This is a genomic window from Phreatobacter oligotrophus (genome assembly GCF_003046185.1).
GTDB lineage: Bacteria > Pseudomonadota > Alphaproteobacteria > Rhizobiales > Phreatobacteraceae > Phreatobacter > Phreatobacter oligotrophus.
Genome location: NZ_PZZL01000025.1, coordinates 1 through 19,226 on the forward strand (window position 1 = coordinate 1; position 19,226 = coordinate 19,226).

The 19,226-nt window shown below is 59.9% G+C and carries 16 protein-coding genes and 2 pseudogenes; 8 read left to right on the top strand and 10 right to left on the bottom strand.

Features of this window, described 5'->3' with window-relative positions:
* Positions 1 to 420 precede the first annotated feature (420 nt).
* Genes C8P69_RS22215 through C8P69_RS22225 form a run of 3 tightly spaced genes read right to left on the bottom strand, consistent with a single transcriptional unit; the run spans position 421 to position 4,520 of the window.
* Positions 421 to 2,373, bottom strand: coding sequence for a glycosyltransferase (locus C8P69_RS22215; protein ID WP_108179630.1), 1,953 nt, complete (start codon positions 2,371 to 2,373; stop codon positions 421 to 423).
* Between the two features lie 15 nt (positions 2,374 to 2,388).
* The gene (locus tag C8P69_RS22220) at positions 2,389 to 3,546 is read right to left on the bottom strand and encodes a GNAT family N-acetyltransferase (RefSeq protein ID WP_108179631.1); all 1,158 of its coding nucleotides are present in this window, start codon (positions 3,544 to 3,546) and stop codon (positions 2,389 to 2,391) included.
* Complete coding sequence (locus C8P69_RS22225; protein ID WP_170118360.1) at positions 3,543 to 4,520, bottom strand: SDR family NAD(P)-dependent oxidoreductase; 978 nt, start codon at positions 4,518 to 4,520, stop codon at positions 3,543 to 3,545. The genes C8P69_RS22220 and C8P69_RS22225 overlap by 4 nt, the downstream gene beginning before the upstream one ends.
* 522 nt (positions 4,521 to 5,042) lie before the next feature.
* Between C8P69_RS22225 and C8P69_RS22230 the strand changes: the two genes are divergently transcribed.
* The 3 genes from C8P69_RS22230 to C8P69_RS23990 all read left to right on the top strand — a co-directional run bounded on the left by C8P69_RS22230 (position 5,043) and on the right by C8P69_RS23990 (position 7,437).
* Positions 5,043 to 5,729, top strand: a complete 687-nt coding sequence (locus C8P69_RS22230; protein WP_108179633.1) for a CDP-alcohol phosphatidyltransferase family protein — start codon at positions 5,043 to 5,045, stop codon at positions 5,727 to 5,729.
* A gap of 35 nt (positions 5,730 to 5,764) precedes the next feature.
* Positions 5,765 to 6,919 carry a glycosyltransferase family 2 protein gene (locus tag C8P69_RS22235; RefSeq protein WP_146167422.1) on the top strand — a complete coding sequence of 385 codons (1,155 nt, stop codon included), beginning with the start codon at positions 5,765 to 5,767 and terminating at the stop codon, positions 6,917 to 6,919.
* A gap of 281 nt (positions 6,920 to 7,200) precedes the next feature.
* Positions 7,201 to 7,437, top strand: coding sequence for a hypothetical protein (locus C8P69_RS23990; RefSeq protein ID WP_170118358.1), 237 nt, complete (start codon positions 7,201 to 7,203; stop codon positions 7,435 to 7,437).
* Here the strand turns inward: C8P69_RS23990 and C8P69_RS22240 are convergent.
* A complete protein-coding gene (locus tag C8P69_RS22240) occupies positions 7,367 to 7,768 on the bottom strand; it encodes a ribbon-helix-helix domain-containing protein (protein ID WP_108179635.1) in 402 nt (133 codons plus the stop codon). The genes C8P69_RS23990 and C8P69_RS22240 overlap by 71 nt on opposite strands.
* A 264-nt stretch (positions 7,769 to 8,032) precedes the next feature.
* Positions 8,033 to 8,212, bottom strand: a complete 180-nt coding sequence (locus C8P69_RS23995) for a hypothetical protein (RefSeq protein ID WP_170118361.1) — start codon at positions 8,210 to 8,212, stop codon at positions 8,033 to 8,035.
* 471 nt (positions 8,213 to 8,683) lie between these two features.
* Here C8P69_RS23995 and C8P69_RS24340 point away from each other — a divergent pair, with 471 nt between their 5' ends.
* The 3 genes from C8P69_RS24340 to C8P69_RS24615 all read left to right on the top strand — a co-directional run bounded on the left by C8P69_RS24340 (position 8,684) and on the right by C8P69_RS24615 (position 11,441).
* Complete coding sequence (locus C8P69_RS24340; RefSeq protein ID WP_245902198.1) at positions 8,684 to 9,370, top strand: glycoside hydrolase family 108 protein; 687 nt, start codon at positions 8,684 to 8,686, stop codon at positions 9,368 to 9,370.
* 117 nt (positions 9,371 to 9,487) lie between these two features.
* A complete protein-coding gene (locus tag C8P69_RS22250) occupies positions 9,488 to 9,697 on the top strand; it encodes a hypothetical protein (protein WP_146167423.1) in 210 nt (69 codons plus the stop codon).
* Between the two features lie 988 nt (positions 9,698 to 10,685).
* On the top strand, positions 10,686 to 11,441 hold the full coding sequence (locus C8P69_RS24615; RefSeq protein WP_108179638.1) for an outer membrane protein: 756 nt from the start codon (positions 10,686 to 10,688) through the stop codon (positions 11,439 to 11,441).
* A 686-nt stretch (positions 11,442 to 12,127) separates the two neighbouring features.
* Here the strand turns inward: C8P69_RS24615 and C8P69_RS22265 are convergent.
* Positions 12,128 to 13,296, bottom strand: a protein-coding gene (locus C8P69_RS22265; protein WP_108179639.1) for an IS3 family transposase whose coding sequence is annotated in 2 segments (ribosomal slippage) — positions 12,128 to 13,032 and positions 13,032 to 13,296 — 1,170 coding nt in all. Because the reading frame shifts where the segments join, the coding sequence is not laid out codon by codon here.
* A gap of 216 nt (positions 13,297 to 13,512) precedes the next feature.
* Here C8P69_RS22265 and C8P69_RS24500 point away from each other — a divergent pair.
* Positions 13,513 to 13,644 carry a hypothetical protein gene (locus C8P69_RS24500; RefSeq protein ID WP_281260085.1) on the top strand — a complete coding sequence of 44 codons (132 nt, stop codon included), beginning with the start codon at positions 13,513 to 13,515 and terminating at the stop codon, positions 13,642 to 13,644.
* A gap of 308 nt (positions 13,645 to 13,952) precedes the next feature.
* Here C8P69_RS24500 and C8P69_RS22270 read toward each other — a convergent pair whose 3' ends face one another.
* The 4 genes and pseudogenes from C8P69_RS22270 to C8P69_RS24345 form a co-directional block, all read right to left on the bottom strand.
* Complete coding sequence (locus C8P69_RS22270; protein ID WP_108179640.1) at positions 13,953 to 15,230, bottom strand: glycosyltransferase; 1,278 nt, start codon at positions 15,228 to 15,230, stop codon at positions 13,953 to 13,955.
* 11 nt (positions 15,231 to 15,241) lie between these two features.
* A complete protein-coding gene (locus tag C8P69_RS22275) occupies positions 15,242 to 16,504 on the bottom strand; it encodes a glycosyltransferase (protein ID WP_108179641.1) in 1,263 nt (420 codons plus the stop codon).
* 491 nt (positions 16,505 to 16,995) lie between these two features.
* Positions 16,996 to 17,739, bottom strand: a complete 744-nt coding sequence (locus tag C8P69_RS23645) for a 2-oxo acid dehydrogenase subunit E2 (RefSeq protein WP_146167424.1) — start codon at positions 17,737 to 17,739, stop codon at positions 16,996 to 16,998.
* A gap of 174 nt (positions 17,740 to 17,913) precedes the next feature.
* Positions 17,914 to 18,296 (bottom strand): annotated as a pseudogene (locus tag C8P69_RS24345) (integrase core domain-containing protein); the annotation flags it as partial.
* Between the two features lie 66 nt (positions 18,297 to 18,362).
* Here C8P69_RS24345 and C8P69_RS22290 point away from each other — a divergent pair.
* Positions 18,363 to 19,142: pseudogene (locus C8P69_RS22290) on the top strand (transposase); the annotation flags it as partial.
* Positions 19,143 to 19,226: the final 84 nt, after the last annotated feature.

The following is a 19,226-nucleotide window of genomic DNA, read 5'->3' on the forward strand; positions in this document are numbered from 1 at the left end:
CGGCGACGGCGCCCAGTCTCCACCATGTCGAGGCGGCTCAAGACACTGTCAGTATGGCTGTCCATACTCACAGTGCTCAACGATTTGCGTCACTCCGCGCAAGGCGGCCTTCGCCGGATGCATACAGGTCGGCCAGGTGTTGGGGCGCGTTCTTGACCTGATCCAGTCGCGCTGGCAGCTCGATCAAGGTGTTTCTGAATTCCATCGTCAGGCATGGAACCGCTCCCTGCGGGAGGCAGACCGGCGGTTCGCATTCATGCGGGACGAGGAATGTGGGCTCCTTGCTACCAGCGAAGCAATCGAGGAGGCCGAACTCTATGTCGCGCGCCTCCACTGCGAAATCCGTCGAACACTTGAACGGGTCGAGGCACTCCGCGTACGCTACGGCATACCGCCCGAAGAGGTTAGGGCGCTTCTTCGCTAGCCAAGCTGGGGGATGTGAGTGGCCAGTGACAAGGCGGGGTGGAAATACGGGTCGGAGCGGATCATATCGTTCCAGTCACGTGCAAAAGCACGTCGCTCCAGTGGATAGGCGTTCACCGCGGTCTTTCCTCGGGTGTAGGACTCCAGGTGCGTGAGGTGCCGGCGGGCCACGACCACGTTCGAGAAGCCTCGTTCGGCGAGCCGATAGCAAAGGTCGATGTCGTTGTACTCGATCGGATAGGCCTCTTCATTGAAGCCGTTTTGGCTCCAAAACAACGACCGCCGGATCATAAGGCAAGCGCCTGTGACCGCGCCGACGCGGTGATCGAGTAGGTTTCGCTCGAGGAGCCCTGCCTGGGAAGGCTCCAGTCCCACATCGATGTGACCGACGAGCCCGGTCAGGCCTGCGACGGCCCCGATATGCTGGAGCCGCCCGTTCCCGAAAAGAAGCTTCATCCCCACTGCCCCGATATCAGGCTGCAGGGCATGGTGCGCCATCGAGCGGATCCAGAGCGGATCGTCGGCGATCACGTCATTGTTCAGAAAAACGAGGAGGGCCCCAGCTGCAATGTAAGCGCCCATATTGCAGAGCCGAGAAAAATTAAAGGGGCCATCGTCCCGAACGATCTTGAAGCACCTGTCTGATTCTAGGCTTCTCAGATAGGTCAGAGACGCTTTCTCGTCCGATCCATTGTCGACGACAATAACCTCAAACTCGGGCCAATCCGACGCCTTGACCGCATCGATGCATCGAGCGAGCAGTCTGTGATTGTTCCGCGTTGGGATGATGATGCTGACGAGGGGCAAACGACGGGCCTCACCGAGGCCGCGTGGCGGACTGCTCCTCGCCGCTCTCTTTACTCTTCCTCCTGAACCGCCTCGCGTGAACAGGATTCGTGAAAGCGGTTTTGGAGTTTGCCCTGCGCCCGGCTTTGCCGTCAGGCACGCGACGCGCCAGAACATGGGAATGGAATTGTAGAAGCCCGTCGAAGCGAGAAGCGGATCATACGCCGTCCGAAACCGCGGCGAATGATGTCGGCCGTCTTCCGACAGCTCATCATCATCTCCGTAGAATGCCGGACTATCGGGTTCAGTCTCGGCTGCGTTCGCCACAGCAAACAAAGTCGTGGGCGGTACGCACCAATCGGAAGGTACAGCCACAATTAGGTCGTCAGACCGCAGGCCTTTGAGAAGCTCCGGATCAGCCGCGACAGCTTGGCGAACATCGATATCGGCGTCATCAATAGACGGCGGTGCCTGTACGATGCTGTGGTGAAGGTAGCGTTGTTGTTGAAGGCTTTGGACCAATGGCCCCTCGGCGAGCGCATCTCCCGAGTTGACGACGACCACACGGATGTGAGGCTGACGGGTCGTTGGGATGGCATCAATGCCGTTTGGGTCGATCGGTCGAAGGTTCGCTTTCCGCCATTCATCATAGCGCGAGAGCGGTGTTCCCGTAACCGCAACCCGCAAGTTGATGCGCTGGGCGGTCCGCATCATCAGGGCGGTCGTCAGAACGGCTAGCGCGGTACGACCGACATTTCGGCTTGCTGCAAGGGCTAGCATGCGAGCTAGCGAAAGCCGCTCGATATGAGCGACTCGGAATCCGAACCAGCCAACCTGCGAACGCGGCGATACACGGACAGCCGTTGTTCCTTCAGGAACAAAACCGATCCAAGATTGCCGTCCGAACGTCGCCGCCGGAAGCACATGATCGGTCGAATCATGGCGGCCCTCGAAACGGACAACCGGGCGCTCGGGAGTCTCGAGAAGACTGCTATCATAGAAAATTCGGACCCAACCTCCCGATACGGGCACGTCAGTCTTGAGTGTGAACCAACAAGGCCGCTCGGTCGCGCGGTAAACGGGACCATCCCCATCGACGCCCCGGTAAGGGATGAGTTCGAAGGAAACCGGCTCCGGTCCAACGAACCTAGCAAAGCCGCTCATCTGGCGAGACGCCCCCTAACTGCCGCCCAGGTCTGCCAGCGCAGCTTCGTAGATCCTGTACGTTTTGGTTTGCTGCGCGCCGGCCATGCGCAGGATGTGGCGCGCAGGTTCATTGTTCTCAAGAACCCACGAGAACTCGACCCATTCGAGCCCAAATTTTCTGCTGCGCTGGACAAGTTGTTCCAGCATGGTCACCACGATCGCGGAACCGAGACCGGCCCCGTGATACTTTTGTTTGATCCCGAGGACGAGAACCCGGGCGGTGCGGGCCCGCTCACGCCGCAGTTGCCAGAGCAGCCTGAGGGAATTGACCAGTCCCAGCTTGCCCTTGAACGGCGCAATGAGCTCATTGATGTTGGGCAGGGCCATCATGACAGCGACCGGCTCGCCGCTGATTTCGACAAAAAGCCCGTAATCAGGCCTCATGATCAATTTCAACTCCTTTGCGAGGTGATCTAGCTCGGGCTGGCTGAATGGGAGGAAGCCCCAGTTGTCCTGCCAGCCGTCATTAAAGATCCGGCCCATATGGTCGAATTCGGCGCGCAGCTCCTTGGTCCGGAGCGGTCGGCTAACAATGGAATGAGCATCTTGCTCACGGCGCGCATAGGCGAGAAACTTCTCCGGAACCATGAAAGGGTTCACGCGCCAGGCGTGGAGGTCCACCGCCTTGACTAATCCTGTTCTTTCAAGCATTCGCCCTGTCCATACGCGGGCATGAGGCATCATGATGGCGGGGGGCGTTTCAAACCCTTCAACCAGACATCCACATTCCTGGTTGATGGAGAGGTTGAAGGGGCCCCGCAGTGTCGTCGCGCCGGCCGCCTTGAGCCACGATGCTGCTGCGGCCACCAGAGCATCAGCCACCCGCTGATCTTCGATGAAATCTGCAAAACCAAACTGACCGATAATCCCGCCGTCCTCGTCCTTCAGGCGCGGATCAAACTGGGCAGATATCCGTCCCACCGGCTTCTGTTTCTGGTAGGCGACGAAGAAAGCGACTGAGGCGATGATGAGGTAAGGATTATGTTTCTTGACCAATCGATGGTGCTCAGATCCATCGCCATGGTCTACGAAATTCGGATCGCCAGAGTGGACGATACGTGGAACCTGAAGCCAATCGCGCACATCCGCCTTCGTTGCGGGATCGATCTGCCTGACTTTCACACCGCTCATCGTTCAAGATTCTTTTGTGACTGGTCGAGGATCTTGACCAAAAGCCAGTCAGGTAACCGGGACAGAACGCCAGCTGCCAAGCGCAGCTGCCAAGGAAAAATGAACTCTTGACGTCGCTTGTCGATAGCGCGCGCGATCAATCGCACCGCATCGTCTAGCGGTACAAGATAGGGCAAGTCCATAGCGAGACTTGCACTCATGTCGGTTGCAACGAAGCCGGGGGCGATATGGGTCACCCTCACGCCAGACTTGCGCATCAGCCGGTCAAGGGCGATCGCGTAAGCTCTGACACCCGCCTTTGCAGCCGAGTAAGCAGGACTGGATGGCAGTGGCACGACCCCAGCCAGCGATCCGATGATTGCGATTTGGCCTGAACGACGCTCAGCAAAGCCCGCGAGAGCAGGCGCAACCGTGTTGATCACCCCTTGAAAGTTGACCTGGCCAATTGCTCTTGCATCGCTCGCATGCTCGCCGCCGGGACCCGCGACGGCCGCCGAGCCGCCGATCCCCGCATTGGCGATAAGAAGTGTGACGGGGCCGTGGGAAGTGTCAGTCACGATCGCGGCGACCGTAGACGCATCTCCCACATCGACTGGGTGGTAGCGAACAATGGCTCCGTCCCGCCTGCAGCTTTCCGCAACCGCCGCAAGAGGTTCTTCCGATCGAGCGAGAAGCGTTAACTGAACGTCCGGCGCCGCGTAATAACGCGCTAGCCCGGCTCCGATGCCACGGGACGCTCCAGTAATCAAAATATGACGCTTAATGGTTCGTCCCCGGGGTCCTCGGCGTGACTGCCGGTAGCGGACCGGCAGAACGCTGCTTGTGTCGCCAATTGTGCGGCTTATGTCAAAGCGCAGTTCCGGGATGGTACTCAAGGTCGAGGCAGCGATCTGTGGTCGACCTGCCTCGGTTGAGCGAAGCCAACCCAGCGCAGACAACTGGCATCGACCCGATGCCAAACCTGTCGTGGCCACCAAGGATCCGGTGCTGGCAGGTAAGCGGTCAATGCCGGGTGAACTCAGAACGCTTGCCGAATCATTCCGCAGTTTGGTCTAGCAGCGCCATCCACTGCCACGAGTGGCGCTATGGGCCGGCCACCGAGACGGATACCAACACGCTGATCGCCACGCGCTTTTCCGGGGACCTGCGTCCTAGTCGATACGAGCGCCCGTCTGCCGCACCAGACGAACGTTCCTCCGCCGAGCACTTCGTGGTCGCAAACGCGCGGCAATCGTAGAGGTCGATGCCGGAACGAAGATCGCGGACGGGAACGACACGCCTATGCCCCCTTGACGCTTGCTATCGTCTCACTCACCAGTGGCAGGCGGTTGGGCGGATCCCCTTTCAACGCGTCGAAAACTAGTCGGCTAGCGATCTGGACGATTACGATATCATCTCAATTTAAGACGACTGGGACGAGTGGGGGCTTGCCTGCTGTGTAGCGGGCGTCCTTGCTAGCGAGAGAGCAGCAGAGCGGTTGAACATGGCAAGTGTCGATGTCGGATAAGGTCATCTCCTCGCTCACATCCGCTAAGGAGCGTCAGTTGCTCAACTGGCTAGCGGAGCGTCTCCCCGAGGCAGCGACCCCCAACATGATGACGGCGATCGGGGCGGCTGGCGGCGTGATCGCTGCAGGGGGATATGCGCTCTCATACTTCGGCCGGTTGTGGCTGATGGTCACCTGTTTTGGCCTCTTCCTCCACTGGTTCGGAGACAGCCTTGATGGCACGCTTGCACGGAAGCGAAACATCGAGCGTCCCCGTTTTGGCATGTTCCTCGATCAGTGCGTTGATATCGGTACTGTCACGCTCATCTTCTTCGGGTTGGGGCTGTCGCCCTGGGTCAGGTTCGATGTCGCCTGCCTCTTCATCATCGGCTACCTGATGCTGGTATCGCTGAGCCATCTGCGCAGCAATGTCCTTGGTGTCTACGACATCGGCTATGGGGGACTTGGACCGACCGAGGGTAGGCTGTTCCTCCTCGCCGTGACCATCGTCATGATGTTCATTCCGCCGATCGTGATGCATGTGTGGCCAGTCCCCATGACCAGCTTCGATCACGTGTTCATCGGCATGGCTCTGTGGACCATGGCGAACTTTGCCATTGGCGCGCGGCGGGTCCTCAAGGATCTCGCTGTCGCAGAACCGCCGCGAACCTATCGCAAGGATGCGAGCTGCGACTGAGATCGCAATCGCCAGAACGCTCCGCGGGGTAGCGCTTGATTGATGGATTTATCGTCGCCTGGCTTGTAATGAGCCTCGGCGCTACGTACGCCGCCTGGAAGTATCGCCAGCTTATGGAGCAGATGGGCGATCCGGCGCAGCCGGCGAAGGCGCTGGTCATCGTGCCGATGAAGGGCCAGACACCTCATACGCGAGCCTTCCTTCAGTCGCTCCTTTCGCAGGATCATCCCGATTACCGCGTTGTGATCGCGGTGGAGAGCCTTGCCGACCCTGCTGTTGCCGCCGCGGACTTTGCAACGCGTGGCCGTCCCGTCGGAGTGAAGGTGGTCGAGGCAGGCCTCAGCGCCGATTGCGGCCAGAAGGTCTGGAACCTCACCCGCGCACTTGATGAGATCGATGCCGTAGATCACCTCGTCGTCATGGCCGATGCTGATGTGATCTTACCTCGGACTTGGCTCTCGAACCTCAATTGGGCCGTCATTGATCAGGGCCAGGATATCGTCACCGGTTACAGGCTCATCGTACCCGCTTCGGAGAGCCTTGCTGCACGGATGCTGACCTCCATCAACCTTTCCTTTGCGCTCGTGCCGCGGATCACCGGCCTGACCGCGGCCTGGGGTGGCACGATGGCGATGCGCCGGGAGACGCTAGAGAAGCTCGAGATTAGGCGCTACTGGCGCAATGCGCTCAGTGATGATCTTCAGCTCACGGCCGCTGCGCGCGACAAGGGCATCCTAGTCCACACCAATCGGCGAACTTTGCTTGTCACCCCCTGGGGCGGGGATATCTCCGCATTCTGGTCATTTGGCGTTCGGCAGTTCCGGATCTTCAGGATGAACAACCCTTTCCTGTTCCTGGGATTGGTCGCCTTCCAACTTCTGCCGATTTTGGGTTGGGGCTCGCTGATCGTCGGCCTTGCGAGCGGCTCTGCCCTCGCTCTCATGACGGCTCCCGTGATGGCCTTTCTGGCCCTGTACCGCCAGAGGTTGCGGTGGCGGGTCGTGCGGGAAGCTTGTGCCGGGATCTGGAACGTCGACGAAAGGCAGCCGTTTTTCGATGCCTTTGGGCGACCCATCTGGTGGCCAGCCTTTTTGGCCCTTGGGCTCTCAGGCATGTTTGGCCACACGATCAACTGGGCGGGAATCACTTACCGATGCCGCGGGGCGCGCGTCACCGGCCTAAAGCGGTAAACTGCTGCCTCCGTTTATGTCTGGTGGAAAGAGGGCGGCTTCGGCTGATGACGTTGCTCGACGTCATCCTCGTCGTCCCGCTTTTGGCGGCATGGCTCGTTTGGCTGGACCGTCCCGACAGGCCCGACACCGACTGATGATCCTGCCCGTCGTCGAAGACCTCGCCGTGATCCTCATCGGCGATCGGGAGTGGCCGTGCAGTTGGCTTCTTGGTCTCCGATACCCTTAAGCAGTTCCGTCTCGGACAGGGCCGCAAGCCATGACGCTTTGTCACTCCGACCATGCTGAGCCGGGTATCACCCACGGCGGCACCGGTCATCATCAATCACACGGCTCCAGCGCTGGCGGCGCGGTTCCTGGCCCTCGGAGTGTCGATCGACCTGCGTTATGCCCGCTTCTCGCCCACGCCACCCATGAGACGAAGCGCCGGCACCGCCCATGAGCCGTTCATGCGGGAGATGCTGAAGAATGTCGTCCAGATCGCGATAAACGAGATGGCTCCCGAATCACAATCGTGAACCGGCGGCGTTTTGGGGTGTCTACCATTGCCGCCGCATCAGCTGAGTTCGAAGGCTGAGTGCGGCATTTTTCCATGATCTGAGGCAGCCCGCCGCGCCGGGCCTCTCTGAGGATCTCGAGCCTGATGGCGGAGCACAGGTTAAGTTTCCCGGGCTGACTATCGATCTGTCCGATGAGGGTTTGAAGTGTCTCTTCTTTCAATCGGGCAAGCGTCCGTAGCCCGTCCCAGAACTCATCTTCCATGGAGATGGAGGTTTTGTGCCCCGCCAACGATATCGATCGTTTTCTGATCTGCGACGGGGCCGTTATGCGCCGGATCGGTGGAGGCATCGTTATCTCCAGAGACTTTGACGAGCGAAACGTCACATCAGTCTGATTCGGTTAACGATTTCTGCATGCTGCTCATCACCGAAACACTGTGGATGCTTTGCACGCCCACAACAATGCGCTGATCGGCTCTTCCATCGGCCGCTGCATGCCTCGGCGGGGAAAGATGCGTCGCAGGGCTCCCATGCCATGCTGAGCATACTGCCCATCATCAGCCACTAGGCGTTCTGCCGGGGTTATTCCCGAGGAAGCTCGAGATCATGCCTGTTACGAAATCGGATCACCCCAGGCCGCTTTGCTCTGCCTTTTTAACGCCTCCAAATAGCGCTGATAGGCGCGTCCCCGTTCAGGATCGTCGATCGGCCGAATGGAGGGACGCATTAAGGCCCGCGAGGCGCGCGTGACATCGTTGTCGAGATCAATCTTGTCATGAGATAGGGTCTTCATCGTCGGGCAATCAGGCGATCATGGCTCAGAAGGAACGCGCAGCTGAGCCCGCGCTGCAAAGCTACTACTTCCACGATCTTCTCAAACACGGACGCAACTCCGATCCTGTCGGTGTCCTACCGACCGATCAGAGGCCGCGCAGGCCTTTTAGAAGCTAAGAGACGGTAGAGCCGGCCAGCCTTCGGGGAGGGTGGATCGCATGGAAGGCTGACCGGCTCTGGCGCGACCCAGAGGTCCACCGCGTCCTTAAAGTAGCAGAACGCACAAAACGGTACCACCCTCTCTCGGTAATCAAATCGTTCTGCGCAATCAGCTGGCAGCGCCGCTCCCGTGCCATCCCGACATCGCAACGGCGCTCGTCACCGAGCCGCCGCTGATGGCCCTCGCCGTCTTCACCGGCATCGCGGTAGCGGCGTGCTTACTATTCCGCTTTGTCGACACCGTGAACCCGATCCACCGCAGGGAAAGCCCATGGCTGCCGGCAATTCCGATCCGTGCCATGCTGTCGTTCTTCATCATGGAGGGGGTTACGTTGACCACTCTCGGGATCCGGGCGGACCGACGAACCTCGGCGTGACGATCGGCACGCTGCGCGCATGGCTCGGTCGGCCGGTCACCAAGGCCGAGGTCCGCATCCTGACCGTCGCCGACGTGAAGGCGATCTATCACAAGAACTACTGGGACGCGGTGGGTGGGGACGCGATGCCGGCCCTCGTTGATCTCGCCGTCTTCGATCCGGCGGTGAACAGCGGGCCCGGCCGGGCCAGTGGTATGTCCGTGGCCGCCGCGCCGAGACAGTGCCCGCAATCTGCGGAATCCGCATGGTCTTCCTCCGCGCCGCGCACACCTGGGAGGCCTTCGGCAAAGGCTGGGAGCCGCTGTGTCGCTGACATCCGCGTCCGCCATCCGCGAGGCGGCCAAACGCGAGGCCGGCAACGCCGCCACGTAGGCGCGCAAGGCCGATGCGCAGGCCAAGGCCACGACCGACGGCGCTATGGCCGGCCCGGCCACACCGCCGATCTCGCCACGCTCCTCATCGTCGACTTCGTCGTCTTCGCCGCCTTCGTCGTGCCGGCGCTCTTTCCCTGGCACCGTTCCGGCCCCAAAGCCGTTGTCTCGGCATCCTATCTCACGGTCGCTTCGGACATCGATGCATGACCCCGCCGGGGGCAACTCGCGAAGAACCTTATCAATCAGAGCGGCCCCATGTTGGGAGGCATTATCAGGACGGCTATAGGTGGCGCCGCCGGGAGGCTCGTTCGCTCGGTCGCTGGCATGGCGATCGAAAAGCCGGCCGACACGCTCGGCGCTAAGCCGACGCTGCAGGCAGTCAACGCCGCCATTGAGAACGACGCCGCCGCCGCGGCGGCGAAGGTTCAGGCGACCGAGGCCTGCGCCGGCGAGATGGTCAGGGTATGGGAGATCGAAGACAAGGAGGCTACTGATGCCCAAGCGGCGGAGATCGAACAGGGCTTCGGCTCGTAGAATTCCCGCGGCAACTCGGCGTATACGTGGTCCGTGGCGTCTTTGTCGTCTCGCCCCTCGCGACCTCTGGAGTGCATTGAAAGCCAACGCCCAGCTGACCATGATCTCTGGTGTGTCCAGACGGCCTGCGGCCTCGTCATGGTTTCTGTCTCGGCCAATGCCGGGATAATGTCGCGGCGGTTGCCGGGCGCCCTTGGAAGTGGCAGTAACGGCGCGTTGCCGCCCGCACCATGACGGAGGAGATAGCGTGCATGTCAAAAGCAACGCTTGAAACGCCTGTCTGAACGGTCGAGCAGCCCATTGCTTTCCTGGCGAAGTAGGTGAAGGTCGTCACCAACGCCCTCAGCGGATTCATCGTCAAGCAGCGCGAGTTCTGGGCGGAGTAGCGAAAGACACAGGAGGCCGAGGTCGCCGAGGCCTCCAGGGGCGCTCAGGCCGAAGCTAAGACGAATGAGGACAGCGCCGAAGAGGAAAGGCTAACTCTGTCGCTATTGGTTGCCATGACCGCTCCGTGAATTGGCGGGCTCAACTGTTTCATCAACTCATGCGTTGCATCGGTACGCGCAGAGGTTTGGGCTCAGCCGACCAACACCGAGCTTCAGCTCAATACGGCGTCGACCTGATCACCTCGACGCAAACGGTCGCCGAGGTGCTGCGGCGAGACATCGGATGGAATCGGGTCAAGCTGGGCTGGGTCGATCAAATCGCTAGTCTCGTCCAGGGCATTGAGCCCTACAACGTCCGATCCGCGCGCCACGAGGAGCAGGTCATAGGCGCTCCAGCAGGCCATCCGAGAGATCGCCAACCGGAGGTGGCTGCGACCTCCACTGCAGGGCCGTCTGGTGCCTGTCACCGCTTTGTTGCTCATCTGCAACACCGGATGCACATACTTCGCCTCCTCATGGCCAAACTACCTCCGTGCCGAAACCCTTCGGCTCTAGGGTAGTTTTGAAGGGGGAATGCACCACAGCAACGAACGAGATGCAAAATGAAACACTATGTCTCAGCTTTAGTAGCCGTTCTGACTTCCACAGCAACCCAGGCTGCAGATCTTCGCGGGCCTGTAGCCGCACCTCTACCTGCAGCGGTAGTGGCACCCGTTTTTGACTGGTCCGGCTTTTTCGTCGGTCTTCACGCTGGCGGCGTTTGGTCCCGAAACCGCTACGTGGGCGGCGCTTCGGGCGGAGCGCCTGACTGGGCCGCCGGAACGGTATTCGGTACTGAACCAAGTGGGTTCATCGGAGGCGTACAGATTGGCTACAATTGGCAGTTCGCTCCAAACTGGGTCGCTGGTGTTGAAACCTCAATCTCGGGTACAACAGTGAATCGCCGGTTTGCTTCAACGTTTGGCGCGGCTGACGACATTTACCAGCATCGACTGCCATTTTTTGCTACGTTCACAGGCCGCTTGGGCTACGCAGCGGGGCAGACATTGTGGTACGCCCGCGGCGGTCTGGCCTTGGCGTCAACAACCTTCCGATACGATGATGTAACCCCCCCGAACATTGGGACAGGTAGCGCATCCAGCACCCGGGCGGGTTGGACCGTTGGCGTAGGCGCTGAATACGCCATCAACCAGAATTGGTCTGTTGCGGCTGAATACAACTATGCAAAGTTCAGCGGGTGGACTGCTGCGTTGAACGCAACTGACTCGGTGCGTGCATCGACGGCCGTGCACGCCATCACGGCTCGGGTTAACTACCGCTTCTGGTCCGGCCCATCAGCGGTTGTGTCTCGGTATTGATGGATAGCGGCGCATTATATAATCGTCGCTACCATGGAAGAGTTTGGCAACGGCGAATTGAGATGCGACGTAATCTGTGGCGCAGGTGGGACCCTTGCAAACCACACCGCGTGCGCCAGCCCGCCGCCTGGGTCCCGGGCGGCGGGTTTTTCTTGGAAACCTCCACCCATCCGCATTGAGACGCGATGGCATCCGCTGCACCGCGCGCCAGCCGCAGGCCAAACACGTCAGCGGCCGGCCACGGGTCGGGGACGGCTCCTCGTTCAGTGCCTTTATGGCCTCCCAGCTCTTCACGGCGTTACGGCTGCAGCAGACGGACTGAAGGCGCGCGCCAGCGACGCCTAGCTTCTTCAGCATAGGCACCGCCGACGGGGTTAGGGGGAACGCTGTTGCGACGAGCGCATCACCCTTGCAGCCATTGGGAAGCTTGGCGGAGGGGCCCAGCCCCCTTAACGTCAGCCTCGAACGCAGCGATTCCGATCGTGGCCGTTTCGACCAGCCCACCTCGACGAGATAGTTTGTATTTCCGCCGATTGCCCGGCCAAAGGACCGCGAGCGCGAAGGCTGGGCGTGGGTCGCGCAAACGCTCTGCACCGCGGGAAAGCCGGCAAGCCATCTTCACGTCGCCTATTAATTTCCGTGAGAAGCGACCTGGCCGGCCCCCATTGGGTGGTCCAGTTTGAATGTTAGTGCATGACGGGTCTTGGCGCCACGGCTGGCGTGGCCGGCGAAGCTGGTCCGGGTTGCGCAGCCGGCCACAGGACCGCTTCTGGTGCCGGGGGTTTGTAGCCCAGAGATGAATGCGGTCGCGCCGTGTTGTAGTGCTGGCGCCATCCTTCGATGACGATCTGGGCCTCCTTCAGCGAGTAGAAGATCTCGCCATCAAGCAGCTCGTCGCGAAGCTTCGAGTTGAAGCTCTCGCAATAGCCGTTCTCCCAGGGGCTCCCGGGCATGATGTAGGCCGTCCTGGCACCGACGGTGGCGATCCATTCGCGCAACGCCTTGGCGATGAACTCCGGGCCGTTGTCGGACCGGATATGGCCAGGGATGCCGCGCAGGATGAACAGGTCGGAGAGGACGTCGATCACGTCGACAGCCTTCAATCTCCGGCTTACCCTGATGGCCATGCATTCCCGTGTGAACTCGTCGATTACGTTGAGCATGCGGAACTTCCTGCCGTTGTGGGTCCGGTCCTCGACGAAGTCGTAGGACCAGACATGGTTAGGATATTCCGGTCGAAGCCGGATGCAGGAACCGTCGTTCAGCCAGAGACGGCCGCGCTTGGGCTGTTTCTGCGGAACCTTCAGCCCCTCACGCCGCCAGATCCGCTCGACCCGTTTGACGTTCACCACCCAGCCCGCACGGTGCAGCATCACCGTGATACGACGATACCCGTAGCGGCCGTATTGGAGAGCGAGCGCGAGGATGTCGGCGGTCAACGCCGCTTCATCGTCCGGTGTCGTGGGAACCTTGCGCTGCGTCGATCGATATTGACCCAGAACCCGGCACGCCCGCCGTTCGGGAACGCCAAGCTCAGCCACAACATGATCGACGCAAGCGCGACGGCGTGCGGGGCTTAGAAGTTTCCCCGTGCAGCTTCCGCCAGGATCATCTTGTCCAGTGTCAGATCCGAGACGGCGCGCCGAAGCCGCGAGTTCTCCGTCTCAAGCTCCTTCAGCCGCTTCACCTGATCACCCTTCAGGCCACCGTATTCCGAGCGCCAACGGTAATAAGTTACTTCCGTCACGCCTATCGATCGGATCGCCTCTGCGACCGGTCTGCCCTGCGCACTCAGCACGTCAACCTGCCGAAGCTTCGTGACGATCTCTTCCGCGCTGTGTCTCTTTCTCGGCATTCTTCAGTCCTCCATCGGCTCAAAAGCCATACATCAGGGAGGACCACTTTTCTGGGGGCAGACCAGACGCCGATATCGGCGGCAAGAAGCAGCTGGCGCGGTGCCTGGCCGTCATGATCGCGCGGTGCCCCTTGAGGCCAGTGCCGAGCAGTTCATCGGTATGGGCGGCGCCTTTCTCGGTCGATAGCAGGCCCCGAGCGGCAACATGAAGGCTTCATGGACATCCTTCGCTGGCGTGCGACCAGCCGGACCGTCGAGCGGCTAATGGTTGCTTATCCGACCATTCTGACGGACGTCGAGCGCGCCTCCCGCTTCCTTTGCCTGCAGCGCACCGCCTGGAGCGGCTAGTCGCCAGCCGGAGTTCGGTGTTTCGCCGGGCACGGCCGGCCGCTTCGCCCCCGACTGCGTGGCGCCTATCTGCTACGAACTGTACAAGCCTCGCCGGCGTCAACGCTGTTCTACCTGGACCCATTTGGCAGCTCAGGAGATGCAAGCTATTGGGCTAAGCGCAGGGCAAGAATGTTGGTGAGCGCAGGCCTGGTTGGTTTGACAAGGTCGGTGATCGGGGCAAGGTAAGATTACACGGAACCTGTATTTCTTGTATTGCGCTAGACTGGGATTGGGTTGGCGGCAGCTTGCGAGACTTCGGCTGGTGCTTAGCTCGTTAACTCAAGTGTTTCATCTAGCTGTGTGATCAGCTCAATGAGTTCCTTGCGCTGTGCAGGCCTAAAGCCGTTCATTGGGGTAAGCCGTTGCTGAGGGACCTGTTGGGCCAGCCGGCTGATCGCTTCTGTCCAAGCAGGTCCATCATCATTCGCGACGAGAATGGCTTGGCCTTGGCTGGCTTCTGACAGTACGGGGAGGTCGGAGGCTACGGCAGGTACCCCTAGGGTCAATGCCTCTGCCAAAGGAAGTCCGAAGCCTTCAGCGTGGGTTGGCATCAGCAGGCCTCTGGAATGAGCGATGAGATGCATCAACGCTTGGCTCGAGAGCCCGGGCATCTCAAGAACATGGCTGCGAATAGCCGCGCAGCGATCAAGCAGGTCATGGGCTTCGGCGCCACCATATCCCCGCACACCGGCTACGATCAGCTTCGGCATGGATCGTCCTGCTAGCAATTGCTCTCGCCATAGGAGGAGTAGAAAGAGCTGGTTTTTTCGCGCCTCGATAGTTCCGCAGGTCACAAAATAGGGTGAGGCAGCAAGTGTAGGATCCGGAGGTGCGTGGTAGTCAAGCGCGGCTGAAGGCACCAGGGGTTGAACGAATACGGCGGGACAGGGGATACGATGCCTCTGCGTGAATGCCTTAAGCTGATTGGCAACAGTGTTCGTCGAGACGAGTATCGCCCGGCAACGGCTGAGCATCCGGTTGAGGACGGTCGCGAAATAGGTATCTGTGCGAACGTTGAACCACTCCGGCTCTTCTATCGGCAAAAGATCATGAAGAAAGGCCGCAGCCCTCAAGTCCGGTCTTTCAGCCAAGAAGCCGGTCGCCTTCTCCACCGCGAAGCCTACCTGGCCCACGTTGAGATAAAGCGATCCTTTCGGAAGTCGGCCCAACGAAACGCCGCGCTTCAACCCCGTTCGGGCCACCAAGCTTACGATGTCGCGGGGCAAATGAAACAGCCGGCGATGGCGGCGTCTTGGGCGTACACCTTGAACAAGCCAACGACGGGCGTCCCGGAGAACTGGATCGGTGTGGTAAGGGTTATCTTCACGCCATAGATGACGGGTCGACGCCGCCAACGCTGCGAGAGTTGGGCGCTCCACAATGCGTGGGCCCCAAGGATAGGCGACGACGCCGAGCACTTCCCGGTCGCTGTCCCCGAGCAACGCTTCGATAAAGTCTAGATCGACCCGTTCGATGCCGCGTGGCCGCCCACGCAGGACGGAAACGAAGAGACGGGTTAGGTCAAGGGCGACCGGGCTTGCCATAAGTCGTGGCCTTAGATCCTTGCCAGCGCCGTGACGAGACGATCACAATAGTCGCCCCAAGTTGGCGCGATGTAGGATCGTGCGATAGACGATAGTCGCTGCGCCTCATGCGTTTCGGTAAGGGTGGTGATGGCTTCCGCCCAAGCCGGTCCGTCCATGGGCGAAAGATACATCGCATGGCCTTGGCTAATCTCCCGATAAACGGGAATGTCAGATACCAGGGCGGGGACACCAGCGGCTAGCGCCTCTGCGACCGGAATGCCGTAGCCCTCCGCAAAAGAGGCGTTCAACAAGGCGCGTGCGCCCAATAGAAGACGCCTACAGGCGGCATCAGAAAGCCCCGAGACAGCGATGACATGGCCTCGTAGCGCTGGGGATCGATGCAGGACGCTCATGACACCCTCGTTCTCCCAGCCCCCTCGTCCAATGATGACGAGTTTCGGGACCGGCCGGCCGCTGCGTACCAACTGGCGCCATAGGTTGATTAGACCGAGATAGTTCTTGCGCGGTTCGATCGTTCCAATCGCAACGACATAGGGAATGTCGGAGATGCGGCGATCGTCTCGCGCCGAGAACAAGGGCGATGGTGGGATTGGCTCAGAGATAATTGGCACGTGTGGGAAACCTGTCTCTACAAGGTAACGGTTGATCCTCTCGGCCGTTGTGCACGAAGAGGTGATGATCACCTTTGCCCGTGACATTGCGCTACCAATAATTCTTGGGAAGCGATACTGCCGCTCGCGACGGAAATATTCGGGGTAATCGAGAGGAATAAGGTCGTGGATGAAGAACGCCGACTTTATGTCCGGACGGTGTCTGAGCCAACGCGTGAACAAAGGGATTTCGAGCAGATACTGCGCAATGTTGAGGTAGATTGCGCCTTCGGGGATGCTGAGGGGGCTGGCGTGACGGATATGGGCCAAGAGTGAGCGAATGGGGCGGTGCTCGCCGGTTCTCATACGCTGACCCGTGATAACGGGTGATCCGGCAAAATCGACCGCAGGCTGGTTAAGGAACCTGATGACTGCTGTCTCCGCATCGTCCGGCAGGTTGCCCGACTCACCCCACCTTTTCAGATGGTCCGTTGCGAGTTCGCCGACCTTGCGACCTTCGAAGCAAAAAGGCTTTCTGAACCCGTACTGCGTGCCTACCAGGGTAACGTCGTCACGCGCAGCCAAGGCCGCAGCCAAGGAGGCATCGACGCGATCGATTCCTGTGGGGGTCGCAATACCGGAGCGAGCGACCAGATGGGTCACGTCATAGGCAATGTTCACGGCACATCCCGGAAAGCCAGCATGTCGAGCTTGCACGTCGTTTGGCGTTCGGCAATAGGTGATCCAAAGACCATAAGGCGCGCCTTATTATGTGTTTGACACGATAAATCTATTAAAGCGCATACCATTTGTTTTTGATTTCAAGATTGCGCGTCAAGACTATAATGTAATTTTATAGGCCAGTCAATCAGTATAAATCATTATTCATTATTTATTTTTTAACTAATTTTCCGTATCATTTATTAGTAATAGTATAATTACCATAATGTATCCTAATAAATTAATTTAAATATAGAATGAACTAAATAAGATCTTAGATATTTTGAAAGTACGTAGATATTTTATTATCACTAATGATGTATATTAGTTTTAATTATAAAACAAACGTGAGGCACGGTTTGTCTGTCTAATTCTGGTCTTTAGGAATTATTGTGAGGCGTTGGACGGCAAGATTTCCGGGTTATTACGACGAGTTCTGTTCTGTTGGATTGCTAGCTCGCTAAGGCGCGCAATTCGGCGAGAATTGGCCCGTTCAGGTGGTTCTCAAACGCGTCCAACGCGTCGGCGACGTGCACGCCGTCCATCACGCGGTGATCAAAAGCGACAGTGACGTCGGCCGCCCCGCTAGCGCCGATCGGGCCGACCGTTATCGCGCTGGTGACGGGGGCTAACGGGACTAGATGGGTCAGGCCTCGTTGGCCGAGTATCGTCACTCCAAAGGTTCCGAAGAACCGTGGTCGCTGGAACCCGCTATTGAAGGCGTACCACCACGCGATGCGTCGAACGAAACGTGGTAGCCGGTCAAGGATACGGAGGGCGCGGAAACTGTGGAACTCTTCTATGGGGGTTTCGACGGCGGCACGTAGCTCTGCGGCGAGGCCAACTAGCGGCTTCGCTTCAGGCTCGATAATGCGTGCGAACAAAGCGGCGCTGTCCCCACCCCACACTCGCCAAACCATAACGGTTGCGATGCTGTACGGTGCCTCGCTTAGGTGCGCGTGCGGCCAGGGAACATAGGATCGCCTTAGGAAAGCATGATCACGACTGGTGAGGCCATAGGCTTTGGCCACAATAAGCGGCCAGGGTACCGACTCCGCAGAGGCAGCGCGCGCCTCAGAAAGCGGCCCAAGGTCAATCGTACGCTTGAGCACGCTGGTGGGCACTTTAAGAGCTAGCCAGCTTAGATCCGCCATAAAGCGGCGGCCTGGGGAGAGTTCGATGCGGCTATTGGGCACGAGAGACACTCCTTGGTGGACTGCTGTAGCGCCAGACGGCCTCTTCGTCCGAACCATCGACGCGGGCCCTTCTACGTGGTCTCAGACCCGTGTTTTCTCCGGTCTGAGGGCGAGTCCTGGGTTTCGTTTCTGCCCTTAGGCGGCCCTTTTTTCCAGCGTGGATTTCATTGCGAACTAGGCTGGGGGCATGTTGCCAAGCGCCGAGTGCGGTCGATGATCGTTGTAGTCTTCCTTCCATGAGGTGATGGCGCTGCGGGCCTCGGCGAGCGTTGAGAACAGCTTGGCGTTGAGGCACTCGTCCCGAAAGTGGCCGTTCAAGCTTTCGACGCAGGCGTTCTGCGTGGGCTTGCCGTGGGCGATTTAGTGCCATTCCACTCCGGTCTGCTGGCACCAGCGCAGCACGGCCTCGAGGTCAACTCCGTGCCATGGTCGGAGACGATCGTTTCGGGCTAGCCGCGCAGACTGATGACGGCATCCAGTTCGCGAACGACCCTGGCGTCTGAGAGCGAGGTGTCCGCGATGAGCGCCAGGCACTCCCGCGTATGGTCGTCGACCACGGCTGGCGTTGCCCCTCTGGGATAATCCAGCTTGAAGTTCGTCGGGCCCATCGAGAGGACCAGAACATGAGGCGCAGCCGCTTCACGGAAGAGCATATCATCGGGATCCTGAAGGAACACGTGGCCGGGATCCCGGTCTCCGACCTTTGCGAGCCAAGCACGGGGTCAGCGACGCAAGCATCTACAAGTGGAAGGCCCGCTTCGGCGGGATGGACTATCCGAGGCCAAGCGTCTGAAGGCGCTCGAGGACGAGAATGCCAAGCTGAAGCGCATGCTAGCCGACGCGATGCTGGACAACGTCGCGCTGAAGGATCTGCTGGGAAAGAGGAGGTGACGCTTGGCTAGCCGAGCGGAGAGCTGTCGCCCACCTCGTGGACACCCATGGGATGAGCGAACGCCGGCCGTGTAAAGCCACTTAGCTTTGCCGCATGACCATGAGGTACAGAACAACGGGCGGGGATGACGCCTCACTGCGCGAGCGCATGAAGGCCATCGCCGTGGAACGGCGACGGTTCGGCTACAGGCGTCTGCATGTGCTGCTCCGGCGCGATGGCTTCGAGGTCAGCCACAAGCGGCTGTTCCGGCACAACCCAAGAGGAACGCCTGACGGTCCGCCCGCGGGGTGGCCGCAAGCGGGCGACCGGGAAACGGGCGCCGATGATGATCCCGCTGCGACCGATCGAGCGCGGGCCGCTCGAATGGGTCGCTCCGCGCCCGCCTTCGGCTGCGTGGCCGACCAGATGACGGACGGCGGGCGCTTCCGGATCCTGTCGATCGTCGACGACTGCACTGGAGTGCCTGGCACTGGTGGCGGACACGTCGCTGTCAAGTGTGAGTGTGAATCGGCACGCAATATTGACCCCCTGAGAGAGGGGATCGGCGTTCAATTTTGACCCCTTTGGCCCATGAGCTTCGCCGTTCTTTTTGAGC